Origin of the sequence: Paenibacillus sp. cl123 (assembly GCF_900101595.1) — a bacterium.
Lineage (GTDB): Bacteria > Bacillota > Bacilli > Paenibacillales > NBRC-103111 > Paenibacillus_G.
This window is the reverse complement of the sequence record NZ_FMYY01000017.1, coordinates 71,021-84,629: the sequence shown is the minus strand read 5'-3', so window position 1 is coordinate 84,629 and position 13,609 is coordinate 71,021. Positions and strand designations below refer to the sequence as shown.

The window sequence follows — 13,609 nt, the reverse complement described above, 5'->3', positions numbered from 1 at the left end:
ATCGGGAGCTCCTTCTGCGGAACCTGGTTAACGCCTGCCTACCGGCCGGCTTACGGCTGTTTATTCGCCGCAGCGCCCCCCGCCCCGGCTGCTGCGTCGGCAGCGGCCTTCTTGGGCACGCCGTCGAGTCCGTAATAATAATCGTAAGCGTCAAAAATTTTGCGCGCAATCGGCGCCGCTCCGTAAGAGCCGAAGCCCCCCTCGGGCACGACGACCGCAACAGCCAGCTTGGGATTCTCGATCGGAGCGAAGGCGATGAATACCGCGTTGTCGACTTCCTTATTGCCGGCCACCCGCTGCGTCGAGGTTCCCGTCTTGCGGGCCAGCGGGTACTTGAAGTCGTCGAAGCCGCTGATGCCGACCGCGGCCATTCCTTTGAATACCGCATCCCAGTATTCCTTCGGGAACTCGATTTTGTCCAGCACAACCCTCTCGAAGCTTTGTACAGGGTCACCGTTGTAAGACTCGATCTTATCGACGAGCAGCGGCTTCAGCCGCTCTCCGCGCGTTGCCAATGTGGTGACATACTGGGCAAGCTGCATCGTCGTATACTTCTCGTTCTGTCCCCAAGAGGCGAACACCATCCGCTGCTGATGGGACTCCTTCGTGTTGGTCAAATATTCGCTGAGTCCCGGAGATTCGGTGCGCAGCCCTGTTTCCGTCGATACGCCGAGACCAAACTTGGCCAAATAAGAATCCCATATCTCGACGGCCTTCTCGCCTTTGAGCCGGTGAAGCTCATAGCCGATCTTGGCGGACATGAAAGTGTTGGACGAATATTGGATCGCCTTCGTCGCATTGATCGGTCCCCAGGCCTTGCCGTCGGAGTTCGACACCTTGGCGCTGTTATCCTTGCCGTAATGGAAGATTCCCGTATCGTTGTACACGGTGTTCAGGCCGAACAGTCCTTCCTTCAGTCCGATCAGCACCGACAACGGCTTGATGACCGAACCGACGTAAACGATCGAGGTCGGATGCCGGTTGCGCTCCTCTGCCGTCGGATAGTCGGGATAGGCCGTCGTAATTGTGCCATTGTTGATAAAAGGCTGAATCTGCAAATACTGTGCGTTGGTCTTAATGCCCCCGGCCCATACCTTCGGATCGTAATCCGGCATACTGGCCATCGTGACCACCTTGCCCGTCTCAACCTCCATCGCGACCGCATAGCCGGCCACGGCATTTCTCCCTTTGGCTATCAGCGGATTGCTGCGGGCTGCCGGACTTTTCAGATAGGCCAGATGATCCATAATCGCCTTCTCGGTAATGCTCTGAATATCCTTATTGATCGTCAGGTACAAATTATTGCCCTTCGTCGGCGGAGTCACCTCGGCCTGCCCGATAATTTTGTTAAGCGCATTGACCGGGTACGTCTTCGTTCCGTTCGTCCCTCTGAGCTCCTTCTGGTACATGAACTCGATGCCGTCATAACCTACGTATTCCGTATCCATATAGCCCTTTGTCGTCGTTTTGTCCTGATAGAAGGACAAGCCGTTTTTCGGCTCGCGGGCCTGGGAATACGGACGCATATAGCCGACAAGCTGGACGGCGACAGGCTTGACCGGATCATAGGTCCGGATGCTTTCCTCCGTGATCTCGATCCACTTCAGCTCATCGCGATGCTCCAGAATATATGCCATCTCGGCATTGGACAGATCGGTCTTGACCCGCCGCGGCACGGAGTTGTAGCTCGGCTTTTTCTCCGTCTCGTCTCCGTTCAGGTCGTAGCCCACGTCCATTTCCTTGATAATCTCCTCCGCAGTCAGAGGCGTCTCGCCTTCGCGAACATTGTCGGCGAAAATCTGCTCCAGCCGTTTGGCCAGCGCGATAACCTCCTCTTTGGGCTGCTGCTGCTCGATGCGGAAGTACAGCGACTGCACGGGTACCGTATAGGCCAGCGGAGCGCTCTCCCGGTCGAAGATATTGCCCCGGATCGGAGGGATCGGCGTCGCGGCGCTCTCGATGCGGCTTTTCTCCTCCAGCAGCTCCTTGCCCTTCACGAACTGAAGGTCAGCCAGCTGCACGATAAGCACCGAAAACAGAAAAAATGTGAAGAAGAAAAAAATATTAATACGGAACGTAAAATTGCGGCCCTTGCCCGACTCCTGCTTGGAGCGGTCTTCCATACCGATCGGCTTCTTCATTGTGCGTTTAAGCGGCTCCTTTCGTGTTGTTGTTAAAACAATGCCAAGGATCAGAGCAGCTCTCTCAGCGAGTGGATGCCCTCTCCCTCATGATAGTCGTAGCGCTTGATTTTCACCGCGCGGATCCCGACCTGGGCAGGCGCCCATATATCGTTGCGGTCGTGGTCCCCGATATACAGCACTTCTTCAGGCGCCAGCTCTCCATGCTCCAGCGCCAGCCGGAATATGGCGGGATCGGGCTTCTCCAGACCGACCTCCGTCGAGACATGGACCGCCTCGAAGTAGTGCAAAATCCCCTTATGCTCCAGAATCGACTTGAGCGTAGGGGCAAAATTGGATATAACGCCAAGCCGGTAGCCGCGCTGCTGCAGCTCGGCCAACGTCTCTTCGACATCTTCGAAGAGCGAATAATGCTCAGGCGACGTGAAGAGATCGTAGAGCTCGTGGCAGCAGGCGTGAATCTGCTCTTCCGTCCATCGCTCGCTTTCCACACCCAGCTGCTGCAAAATATAATGATACACCTTCATCCAGAATATACGGTCGGATTCCGGCGAGCATGCTTCGAAGTCTCCAAGCTGCTTTCCGTAATACAATAGACGAAACGCCTCGGTGAAAAGTTCACCGATCTGCTCCTCTCCCCGGTGAAACGACCGGGCGGCCAAATGCTGCTGCAGGATGACCCGCGCCGCCGGGATGGTCAGCAGCGTATCTCCCACATCGAAATAAACGGCTTTATAAGACGACCATGGTTTTCTCACTCCGGCAAACCTGCTTTCCATCACATCATGCGGGACCATCGCCCTCATGCGGACGCTCCCGAATGCTCGTATTTTATTTCTTATGCTTTCTTCTAGTGTACCACAGACAGAGAGCTCATCAAATCCTTGCTTCGTGCCAAAGCGAAACGGCGGCGCGCAGCGCAACGCAGCCAGCCGGAAATCCGACTGAGTCGGGTTTCCGGCTATGTTCGCCTATGCGTCCTTGATATGAGTCTCGTTGAAGCCCGGAGGGTTGAACCAATTGCCCCCGCTGGCTACCCAGGTCGAATCGAGCGGGACCCATAGAGCCTGATCGGCCAAATAAACCTCGTTCCAGGCATGCGGACCGTAGCCGCCTTGGCCGTCATAGCCAAGACCGGTCACGACCTTCACGTCTAGCCCGACCGAGCGGGCCATAACCGCATACAGCCGGGAGAAATCGATGCAGACGCCCTGCTTGGTCGCAAACGTGTCCTCCGGCGTCTGCTCCTTCCAGATGCGCCGCTTCTCGTACTGCTCCACCTTGTCCCAATCATATTGGATGCGCGTGCCGACCCATCGGTACAGCATGCGCGCCTTCTCCTCGTCGTTTTTCGCCTTGGCCGTCACCTGCTTGGCCGCTTGAGCGATATCGTCAGGAATCTTGGAGTCGAGCACCTCGTATTTGCGCTGCAAAATATTGCTGAACTCCTGCTCCACCGCACGTGTGAACACCGGCAGCTGGCTTTCGAGAAATCCTCCGGTGACCGGCTTGATCACGCTTTTGGCCCCTGTCTGGTACAGCGTTGAAGCTTGGATATAGCCGGATAAGGGCGTCTGGGGAAAGAGCGTCGTGAAGATGAACAGCAGCGCAACCATGACCAGCCCGCGTCCGAGTCCCGTCAAGGCGCCGATCACGCCGCCCAGCAGGCTGCTCCAGATCGAAGGACCCGACCTGCCGCGAGCGTCCCGGCTTGCCGTTCCCGCAGCCGAGGCCGTATCGGCATGGCGGCCAAGCCATCTGTCGACGGCCGGGTCCAGCAGCCGGTAGACCAGCTGCTTGATGAGACCATAGCCGAGCACGAACAGCACGCTGTAGCGAAGCAGCGAAAAATCCCGCATAGCCGTTATCCCGGTATAATAAAACTGCTCCCACATCCCGAGCTCCTCGGGCGGTATCTTCAGATTGCGCTCGATCAGCCAGGACTGCACCTGCGGCGACAGCCAGCTGGAGAGCTGCCAGGCCAGCAATAGGCTGGCCAGCGTCACGGCGCCTTCCGTCATCATAAGCGCCAGATGCTTGGCCGACGAGGAAGCGCCGCGCCGCAAGCCCTGCGCAACAGACAATGCGAACGCTCCCGCCAACACGATCGTCACCACATTCCATACTCCTGCATGGCTCCAGAAATCCGCAACGTTCATTCTCTCTCTCCCCTCTTCGCCCGCCAGCGCGTCCGTCAATGAAAGAGTCCCTGCTGTCCGTTACTGCAATCCTGCGTTCTTCTTCGCTTGATCGATCAGCGCTTTCATCACATCATCCATCTTGACCGTAAAGCTGCGGTTCATAAACGTCACCTTGACTTCGCTTTCCCCCGGCTTACCGTCCAGTCTGACGCTTTTCGTCGTCACGGTAAATGAGCCGTCCGCATTTTGCTTGTACGACGCCTCCTTGACCTCATCTCCGAAAGCCTTGACGACCTGGGTTTTGACTTCCGCCGCAGCCTGGGCTCCGACAGCTCCGCCTAGCTCCAGCAGCTGATCCTTATAGCTGGCTCCGTAATAATAAAGGCCGGCCAGCAGAGCGATGATCAGCACCCACTTCATAACCGTCTTCACCAGCTTGACCACGATAAAAAGGACGATGATCGCCCCTGCGATAACAAACCAGCGGTCCTGAATAAATTCCATCAAAAAGTCCAACTGAAAAATCCCCCTCTGCCCAAAGCCTTGTCAAGCGGCAATAGCCGCCTTGTTCATCATACAACACGCAGCGATTATTCTTCATCTCTTTTTTTCCGCAGTCTGGCCAGCTTCTCCTGGATATCGGCAGACCGATCCTGCCGACGCAGCCTTCTTCCCATCCGCAGCAGCCGGAACACGGACAAAGCCAGGATTACCACCAGGACAACGAGCAGCAGCGGCTCCATAACTTTCAGCTCCCTGTGTGCTTGTCTTACGTTGTTGTACGTCCAAGATCGGCCAGAGTTGCAGCATACCGCGCGCTTCCTTTGCCGAATCTTAGTACTAACTCCGGAAAACCCAGCGTAACGTATAGAGATCAAGAGTGCGGACAACCGCCCGACCAAGAAAAACTGGGGTGATGAGATTGAAGACCGCTGTTTGGCTTTATTTGTTTATGTTCGTAGCTATTTTCGACCTGCATGCGCAGTATCCGATTTTGACTCCATTCGCCGTGTCGCTCGGCGCCGCTCCGTCCTTCATCGGACTTATACTGGGCGTCTATTCCATCACTCATCTGCCCGGCAATCTGATAGCAGGCTATGGCGTGGACCGGTACGGCAGCAAACGGTTCATCCTCTTCAGCCTGATTGTAGCAGGCGCCCTGCTTCTCCTTCAATCCAGGGTAACGGACCCATGGCAGCTGCTTATCATCCGCTCGATCAGCGGATTCGTACTGGCCTTCCTGTCGCCTGCCTGCCTGTCCATGCTCGCGAAGATCGCCAGAGACCGCGTGCATCAAGGCAAGCTGATGTCGGGCAACGGCATGGTCCATACGCTGGCCTCCGTCCTGAGCCCGGCGGCCGGCGCTTATTTGGTGGCGCGGTTCGGCTTCGAGCAATCGTTTGTTTATCTGGGCTGGGGGCTGATTGCGACCGGCGTGCTGGCTTGGCTTTTCGTCAAGGAGCCGAACAGGATAGCGGCGAGAGGACTGCCCGGGGAGGCCGGGGACTCTCACGCTGGTTCCGCGGGACCATTGTCAGAGCCTGCGGACCTCCCTCCAATCCCGTGGCTGTTCTACTGCGTGCCGCTTGCGCTCTCCTGCTCCCAGGGCATTCTCTTCTTCGAGCTGCCGCTCATGCAGGAGACGAACAGCTCGATCATGACCTCCGGCATATTCTTCTCCCTGGTCAGTCTGGGCTCGCTCGTTACGCTCAGCATGCTGTTCCTGAACCGGGTATCGCCGGCCTGGCGCATATCGCTGGGAAGCCTGGCTCTGGCGTTCATCTTCTTCGGCATGTCCGTGCGCTGGGCGCTCCCGCTGTATGGCTCTCTGCTGCTGATCGGCATGACCAAGGGCATCATCTTCCCGGCCATCGCTTCCTATCTGGCGGCAGGCACCAGCTCCAACCGATATGGCCGGACGTTTTCCATCCTGTCGATCTCCTACTCCATCGGCGCCTTCATCGGCCCTATCGTCGCCGGGCATGTGAGGGATCAGATGTCTCCTTTTTTTATCGCATTCCTGTTTCTCATGATCGCCTTGGTTATGCTTCCGATCCGTACTATCCTGACCCCGGCACGGGTCTCGTAATTGACGTCATGGACGGACAGCTCCCCTCCGGTCGGCAAGCCTGAGGATTGTCCCTCCGGCGACAGCCTTTATACATCCGGACCTCGCTTGTGCCGAGGGGTCCGGATTTTTGGCGTCCGCGGGCATTCGGATGAGGGCGGCACCCGCAAATAAACGCCCCGCTTCCCGCATGCCCATACTTCGCATTACGCAAATACCTCTCACAGCCTCGGATGGTCCAACCGGTCACGGAACCGGGAAATAAGCGTGCAGCTCTTGCCTGGAGAGCTAGCTTTTGCTAAGGCAACCGCCCCAAATTAGCAGGACTATAGTCGTTTTTAGGCAAAAAACGGCAACCCTGCGCCTGCCCCGTTCGTTTAGGAGGACGGCCGCCGTGTTTCAGATTGTATCTGGATCGGGTTTCAATTGTGTTTTGATTGTGTTTCGTTCCGGGTAAGCTTGGGTAATTGTTCAACAGACTGCCGTAGTCCGGTGGCCCTATATTGGCGCAGCGGGAGGTGACGTTGTCAGATCGCCGGATTTGCTGGAAGCAAGCCATGCTTCATTAACCGCACTTGTAGATAGGAGTGAACCGCAGATGAAGTTTTCTGTTCTGCAGAAGACGGCTCAAACCACCGTTCTGATGATGATGCTGTCCGTTTTGCTGCCGGTTATCGCCTTTGCCGCGAACGGTTTCAGTGTGACCTTTCAAAACGGAACGGTGTCGGGGAGCGTATATGCCAGTACGTACAGCAGCGTGGCTCCCTCTGTGTATATGTATGACAAAGCCGGGAATCAGATTGGCGTAACCACCGCCACATACAGCGTGTATGACGGCGTTTATAGGTACAACTTCACGGTGACAGGCCTCGGCGTGTATGATCAGATCCGGTTAAAGGGGCCGGTCGGCGGCGAATTTAATGTCAACGATGCTGTGTATCAAACTGTCTACCAAACCTATAGCCCCGGCAACAACAACGGCGGAGGCGGAGGCTGGGGAGGCGGCGGAGGCTCGTCCACAACTGGCTCGGAGACGATCAGTGTCGGCACCGATGGCGTAGTTAACGCCGAGCAGCTCGACAACTCATTTGATCAATACGATACCGTCGTGCTGAACCTGAGCGGTACGACAGCGACAATTCCCGCCAAAGGCTTGGAGTCGTTCCTGACTAACGACAAGAAGGTGCTGCGGATCACGAACAGCAGCGGAACCTATGTGCTGCCGCTCACCGCTCTGCGCCTGAGCGATCTGGCCTCCAAGCTGTCGACAACTGTCACCGACCTGAACCTGAAGGTGACGATAGCTCCGGCCGATACAGCTACGGCTGACGCCGTCAGCCAGGCAGCCGGCGCGCTCGGCGGTTCCATCGTGGCGCAGCCTGTCGATTTCAGCCTGGTTGGCGTCGGCAAGGACAATGCGACGGCAGCCCATGATTTCGGCAGCACTTATGTGAGCCGGATGCTCCCCCTGACGGAGGAGGTACAAGCCTTCGAGACGACAGGCGTGATGTATGATCCGTCCACGAAGAAGCTTAGCTTTGTACCGACTGTATTCTCCGGCAAAGAAGCGGTTTTGAAGCGCAACGGCAACAGCTGGTACGCTGTGGTGAAGATGAAGAAGAGCTTCTCCGACATCACCGGCCACTGGGCTCAAACAAATATTGAATTGCTGGCCAATAAGCTTGTTGTCGACGGGGTAACCGACACCTCGTTCCAGCCGGAACGCAGCATTACCCGCGCGGAATTCGCCGCCCTAGTCGTGCGTGCTCTCGGTCTGGATACGACAGGCAGCGCATCCTTTACGGACGTAGCGGCCGGACAATGGTACACAGGCGTTGTCGGCGCCGCGGCAAGAGCCAATCTGGTTGACGGCTACGAGGACGGCACCTTCCGTCCGAATGCCACGATCAACCGGGAAGAGCTCGCCGCCATGGTCGTACGCGCGCTCGATTACGCCAAGGCAAAGCCAAGCGTGAATCCCGGCCGCGAGCAGGAATTGCTTGCTCCATTCAAGGATGCCGGTACGATCGTCTGGGCGCAAAACGAATTGGCGGTAGCGATTGAAGCGGGTATCATCGACGGCATGACAGATGACACGCTGGGCGCGCGCAATGACGCGACCCGCGCCCAATCCGCCACGATGCTGAAGCGGCTGCTGCAGCGGGCCAACTTCATCAACTAAGCGGCCGGACAAGCTGCCACAGCGATAGGACAAGCAAGGAAAGATTGGCTGACACCCCCACATCCTCAGGATGTAGGGGGTGTTAGCGTTCGACAAGCCCGGTTCATGCCCGGATGAGGCAGCTTCGACAATTTCCTGGGAAATACAAGCACTTCCGGATTGGTTTAGACAGCAAAAGGGGATATACTACAAGCTATACAGCTGGTTGTGAAGCCAAAATCGGACGGGAAATGCGAGGGATCAGGTATGGGAATCGCCATCATTGTCGAAGGAAAAAACGACAAAAGCCGGCTGAAGCGGCTGCTGACGGATGATGTGCTGCTGGCATGTACGTACGGCTCCTTGAATACGGCCAGATTGGAAGCCCTTAAGAAAGCGGTAGACGACCGCGAGATTTATTTGTTCACCGATAATGACTCATCAGGCAAGAAAATCCGCGCCATTCTACGCGATACCTTCCCCGATGCCGAGCAAATTTATACGCGCCGCGGTTATGCCGGCGTGGAGGGAACGCCGGACGAATATTTGATTCAACAGCTGGAAAAGGCCGGGCTGGAGGAATATATCATTTATCCCCCTATCATCCCGACCCTTTGAGCCTTGAGCGCCATTTCCCGGCTCTTACCCGATAAATTGCATCAAATAAATAACGAACGTCACCGTAAATATACTGAAGATGGTGGATGAGAACACAACTTGCGACGAAAACTCCGGCTCATTGTCATACTCGACGGCAAGCAGCACGCTGCTAAGCGAAGTAGGCACTGCGCAGGAGAGAACGAGCGCCTGAGCCATCACTCCTTCAATGCCGAGCAGCAGGACGACCGCAAAACCTACGGCCGGACCGACGCATAACCGCAGCACATTCGACAGCATCACATCGGAGAACATCAGTCTCCACTTCATGCTTCCGAGCTGGACGCCCAAGGTGAGCAGCGCCGTTGCGATAAACGCATTCGATATATAATTGATCGGCGTATAGATCGGGTCCGGAATCGGCACAGCCAGCCAGCGCATCAGGAAAGCCGTTGGGATGACATAGATGACAGGCATCGACAGGATGGTGCGCATCGTTTTCTTGAACTCGTTTTTTTTCGTTGCATTGACGGAGTAGATGCCGTATGTGTTGGGAATCAGGCTCTGCATCATCATGATGATGATCTGAATCGACAGCGTGAAGGCGTCCCCGACAAATACAAGCTGATTGAGCGGAATCGCATAGTTGGCGCTGTTGTAGAAAATAACGCTGTTGCGCACAGCCGGAATCATGCCGCCCTTATACCCGCGCACCCGGATGACAATCTCCATCAGGATGAACATCGCCGCGAAGTAGACGAAGAAAAACAACAGCGTCTGTCCCAGGATCGCGAGCGAAAGCGTGGATTCATACAGCATCTTGAACACAACCGCCGGGGAAAACAAATAAAAATTCAGCTTCGACAGCGTGCGGATGTCCAGTTGAAAGGCACGATAAAGCACGACGCCGAGGGCGATCATGACCGTCAGCGGAATGACATTGTTGAGCAAAATATGCGTAAACACGCCCATGACGGGTTAAGCCTCCGTCTCCGGAGCGCGGCGGTCATCCTGAGGAGACCCGCCGCGCCTATTATTTTTCCTTGCTGATCTTGATCAAATCGGCGGCTACCTTCTGCACGTCCAGATTCTCGTCGTGGGCGCTGTAATAGGTGCGCAAATCTCCCTTGCCGTCCACCAGCAGGAACAGATTCGTATGAGTCCATGAATCGTTTTTCGTATCCTTCTCGACAAGCACGCCGAACTTGCGCGCCAGCTCGACCGTTTCCTTTTCGTCGCCGCGCAGGAAATACCAGCCTTTATAATCCGGGTTATAACGGCCTGAGAACTCCTTCAGCCTCTCCGGCGTATCCTTGGTCGGATCGAAGGTGATCGACAGCAGCGCCGTTTTCGTGCCGAACGCCCCTTGCTTGATCAGCTCATTCTGAATTTTCGACAAGGTGAAGGTCGATGGCGGACATACATCCGGACATGTCGAGAAATAGAAGTAGATCAGTTTGGCCTTGCCTGCGGTATCCGCCAGCGTAACTTCCCGGCCGTCCAGATTTTGCAGCTTGAAGTCAGGCGCCTTCTGCAGCACTCCCATCTTCTCTCCCTGATTTTGCCCCTGCCACAGCATATAGCCGAATGTGCCGATCAGGCCGACGAGCAAAATGGTAATGATGAGCTTGAACGTTTTGTTAGGCATAACGATCCCCCTTGAGTTTATTCTTTCCCCCGCAAATAAATCCCGGGGCGCTCAGGGCGCACCGCGGGATTGAAGGTGACGGCTTATAAGCTGGCGATCAGTTCGTGCTGATCATCATTATAATGAATAGCAGCGTCAAATAATTCACGGATATAATAAACATCCGCTTCGCCCATTTTATCTCATCCTCCGCCTTGAAGCCCTTGAGGCTGACAAATGCCCAGTACAAGCCCATCACGACCGCAGCGAAGAAGTAAAGCTCGCCTACATAATCATAGACGTAAAGCAGCAAAGAAACCGGCACGAGCAGCACGATATAGCGGATCATCGCCATCTTCGTGACATAAGTGCCCCGTACGACGGGCAATAAAGGGAAACCGGCGGCCCGGTATTCCTCCATGCGGCGGATGCCAAGCGCCCAGAAATGAGGCGGCTGCCACAAGAACAGAATCAGAAATAGAATGACCGCGCCCATGTCGAAAGTTTGGGTTACCGCACAATAGCCGATCACGGGAGGAGTCGCTCCCGAGAAGCTGCCGACAAACGTGCTCCAGACGGAGGTGCGCTTAAACCAGGCCGTATAAATCCAGACATAAGCAAACAATCCGATCAGTCCAAGCAAAGTAGCCAGAGGACTCTGGACCAAGAACCAAAGCACCGCAAGTCCGGCTATGCCAAGCGCGATCCCGTACCAAAGCACCGTCGCAGGCGAGATGATGCCGCTGACAAGCGCGCGCTTCTGCGTGCGCTCCATCTTCGCGTCCATATCGCGGTCCAAATAATTATTTAACACCGTGCCCGAAGCCATCACGAGCGCGGTACCGAGCAATGTCCAGATCAGCTTCAGCCAGCTGATATCCCAGCCGGACGCCACCCAGAACCCGCCCAGAGCGGTCAAGGAATTGGAAAATATAATACCGGGCTTGGTCAATTGAACGAAATCTTTAAAAGTCGCCGTCGAGCTTACCGCGGTCTCTTCCGACTCCGCTGTCGCGGCCGCTTCCGCACGCAGTTCCAGGCTAGCTTGTTCCTTCAACTTATGAACCTCCTTGTGTGAACATCATCCGGCGAAACGCTTGTGATGTTCTTCACTTGCATGCTGTGCCCCTTTATCATAACAACCCTCAGGACGTTTGACAATAAACGGGGGGGACTGTTCAAAATATTGTCGAAACCCTCTGGAGCTGCCCGTATCCCTCCTCCTCATGACCAAACTCATACGCCGCGGCCATTCCCGTACTTCCGTCGCTGCTTTTGTAGGCGCATCTCCGTTGTGCTATCATGAATAAGGAAGTTCATAACCAAACCGATATTGAGAAGGGAGCAATCTACCCATGACATCCGCAGCAAAAATCCAGGATACGGTAAAGCTTCACAATGGCGTCGATATGCCATGGCTCGGGCTCGGCGTATGGAAAACAAAGGACGGGGATGAAGTCATCCGGGCCGTAACTGACGCCCTCGAGGCCGGCTACCGCTCCGTCGACACGGCCGCCGTTTACGGCAACGAAGCCGGGGTCGGACAAGCTATCCGGCAGAGCGGCATCCCCCGCGATGACATATTTATTACAACCAAGGTGTGGAACGCCGATCAAGGCTTCGAGCAGACGCTCCGCGCGTTCGAGGAAAGCCGCAAGAAACTGCTGGTCGACACTGTCGATCTGTATCTGATTCACTGGCCGGTCAAGGAGAAATACAAGGACACGTGGAAGGCTTTGATCAAGCTGCATCAGGAAGGTTATGTGCGCGCTATCGGCGTAAGCAACTTCCACCCTCATCACCTGCGCGACATCATCGAGGACAGCGGCGTCGTACCGACCGTCGATCAGGTCGAGCTTCACCCGCTGCTGCAGCAGCGCGAGCTGCGCCAATATTGCGCGGAGCATCAGATCCGGCTGGAAGCGTGGAGCCCGCTTATGCAGGGCAATCTCGATCTGCCGCTGCTGCAGGAGCTTGCTGCGAAGTACGGCAAGTCTCCGGCCCAGATCATCCTCCGCTGGGACCTGCAGCAAGGCGTCGTTGTCATACCGAAATCCGTCACGACCTCCCGCATCCGGGAGAACGCCGATATCTTCGACTTCCAACTGTCGGATGACGATTTGGCGCGCCTGGATCAGCTGAACGAGAACAAGCGCTTCGGCGCCGATCCGGACAACTTTAATTTTTAGCTTTTAATTGTATTGATGCCCATTTCCAAACTTTCCCTCCAAAACGAAGGTCATTTCCAAACCGCAGGCCCGACGGCTCTGCGGTTTTTCTTATGAGACGCTCCGGAGAAGAAACCTGGCCACCTGAAAATCTTTGCGTACGTTTCCATGCTTTTGGTGCGTTGGGAGGAATGGATGTGGGGTTCCAAACGCTCTTGAAATCGTGTCCAATTGGAATGGATTTAGCGGTAAGGACTCGATTTCAAAGGCGGCCGCTACCGCTTTTCCACCCCACATCCATTCTCTTTCGTTTACTTCGTGCTTCCTTCAACTTTTCTAGAAGTCCGGTGAATAACGCGCGGCCAGCTGCCTCTTTTTCACCAGACTTCTAGGACCCATCCGGTCTACCAGCCGATGGTTGTTATCCATGAACCATCTGCTCACCCTTTTGGATGCCTGTCTCTCCCTATGCTTCACACGAAAACTGCGGCGGCAGCTCCGGAGCTTCATCGGCCCTTCCAATCAACATCATGTACCACTCCATGCGGTTTGACGATGGTTTTAAACGTTGATTGTTCATCCCGTTAAACGGTACGTTAACTCCAAGACCTCCCGCGGGCTTGAAGCAGGTTTTCCGGCTCCGTTTCGGCTTTCTAAGACCGCCGGCGGGCTTAGATCATGGGCGGATGGTCGATCGAGCGGGAAA

At 55.7% G+C, this 13,609-nt stretch carries 12 protein-coding genes; 4 read left to right on the top strand and 8 right to left on the bottom strand.

What is annotated here, in order from left to right:
* Positions 1 to 50 precede the first annotated feature (50 nt).
* From BLR08_RS22185 to BLR08_RS31255, 5 genes are all read right to left on the bottom strand, one after another.
* Positions 51 to 2,141, bottom strand: coding sequence for a peptidoglycan D,D-transpeptidase FtsI family protein (locus BLR08_RS22185; RefSeq protein WP_072334964.1), 2,091 nt, complete (start codon positions 2,139 to 2,141; stop codon positions 51 to 53).
* A 50-nt stretch (positions 2,142 to 2,191) separates the two neighbouring features.
* A complete protein-coding gene (locus tag BLR08_RS22180; protein ID WP_256257742.1) occupies positions 2,192 to 2,947 on the bottom strand; it encodes an HAD-IA family hydrolase in 756 nt (251 codons plus the stop codon).
* Positions 2,948 to 3,112: 165 nt separating this feature from the next.
* A complete protein-coding gene (locus tag BLR08_RS22175) occupies positions 3,113 to 4,300 on the bottom strand; it encodes a transglutaminase domain-containing protein (protein WP_072334962.1) in 1,188 nt (395 codons plus the stop codon).
* Positions 4,301 to 4,360: 60 nt separating this feature from the next.
* A complete protein-coding gene (locus BLR08_RS22170; protein WP_072334960.1) occupies positions 4,361 to 4,798 on the bottom strand; it encodes a hypothetical protein in 438 nt (145 codons plus the stop codon).
* Between the two features lie 74 nt (positions 4,799 to 4,872).
* Positions 4,873 to 5,025: a hypothetical protein gene (locus BLR08_RS31255; RefSeq protein WP_176835579.1), complete on the bottom strand. Its 153-nt coding sequence runs from the start codon at positions 5,023 to 5,025 to the stop codon at positions 4,873 to 4,875.
* A 179-nt stretch (positions 5,026 to 5,204) separates the two neighbouring features.
* Between BLR08_RS31255 and BLR08_RS22165 the strand changes: the two genes are divergently transcribed.
* The 3 genes from BLR08_RS22165 to BLR08_RS22150 all read left to right on the top strand — a co-directional run bounded on the left by BLR08_RS22165 (position 5,205) and on the right by BLR08_RS22150 (position 9,129).
* Positions 5,205 to 6,371 (top strand): MFS transporter, encoded by a 1,167-nt coding sequence (locus BLR08_RS22165; protein ID WP_072335111.1) that lies wholly within the window; start codon positions 5,205 to 5,207, stop codon positions 6,369 to 6,371.
* A 577-nt stretch (positions 6,372 to 6,948) separates the two neighbouring features.
* The gene (locus tag BLR08_RS22155) at positions 6,949 to 8,532 is read left to right on the top strand and encodes an S-layer homology domain-containing protein (protein ID WP_072334955.1); all 1,584 of its coding nucleotides are present in this window, start codon (positions 6,949 to 6,951) and stop codon (positions 8,530 to 8,532) included.
* Positions 8,533 to 8,778: 246 nt separating this feature from the next.
* Positions 8,779 to 9,129, top strand: coding sequence for a ribonuclease M5 (locus tag BLR08_RS22150; RefSeq protein ID WP_072334953.1), 351 nt, complete (start codon positions 8,779 to 8,781; stop codon positions 9,127 to 9,129).
* 24 nt (positions 9,130 to 9,153) lie between these two features.
* Here BLR08_RS22150 and BLR08_RS22145 read toward each other — a convergent pair whose 3' ends face one another.
* The 3 genes from BLR08_RS22145 to cyoE form a co-directional block, all read right to left on the bottom strand.
* Positions 9,154 to 10,080, bottom strand: a complete 927-nt coding sequence (locus BLR08_RS22145; RefSeq protein WP_072334950.1) for an AEC family transporter — start codon at positions 10,078 to 10,080, stop codon at positions 9,154 to 9,156.
* A 61-nt stretch (positions 10,081 to 10,141) separates the two neighbouring features.
* Positions 10,142 to 10,756 carry an SCO family protein gene (locus tag BLR08_RS22140; RefSeq protein ID WP_072334947.1) on the bottom strand — a complete coding sequence of 205 codons (615 nt, stop codon included), beginning with the start codon at positions 10,754 to 10,756 and terminating at the stop codon, positions 10,142 to 10,144.
* A gap of 97 nt (positions 10,757 to 10,853) precedes the next feature.
* Positions 10,854 to 11,792 carry a heme o synthase gene (cyoE, locus tag BLR08_RS22135; protein WP_072334944.1) on the bottom strand — a complete coding sequence of 313 codons (939 nt, stop codon included), beginning with the start codon at positions 11,790 to 11,792 and terminating at the stop codon, positions 10,854 to 10,856.
* Between the two features lie 298 nt (positions 11,793 to 12,090).
* Between cyoE and BLR08_RS22130 the strand changes: the two genes are divergently transcribed.
* The gene (locus BLR08_RS22130) at positions 12,091 to 12,924 is read left to right on the top strand and encodes an aldo/keto reductase (protein WP_072334941.1); all 834 of its coding nucleotides are present in this window, start codon (positions 12,091 to 12,093) and stop codon (positions 12,922 to 12,924) included.
* Positions 12,925 to 13,609: the final 685 nt, after the last annotated feature.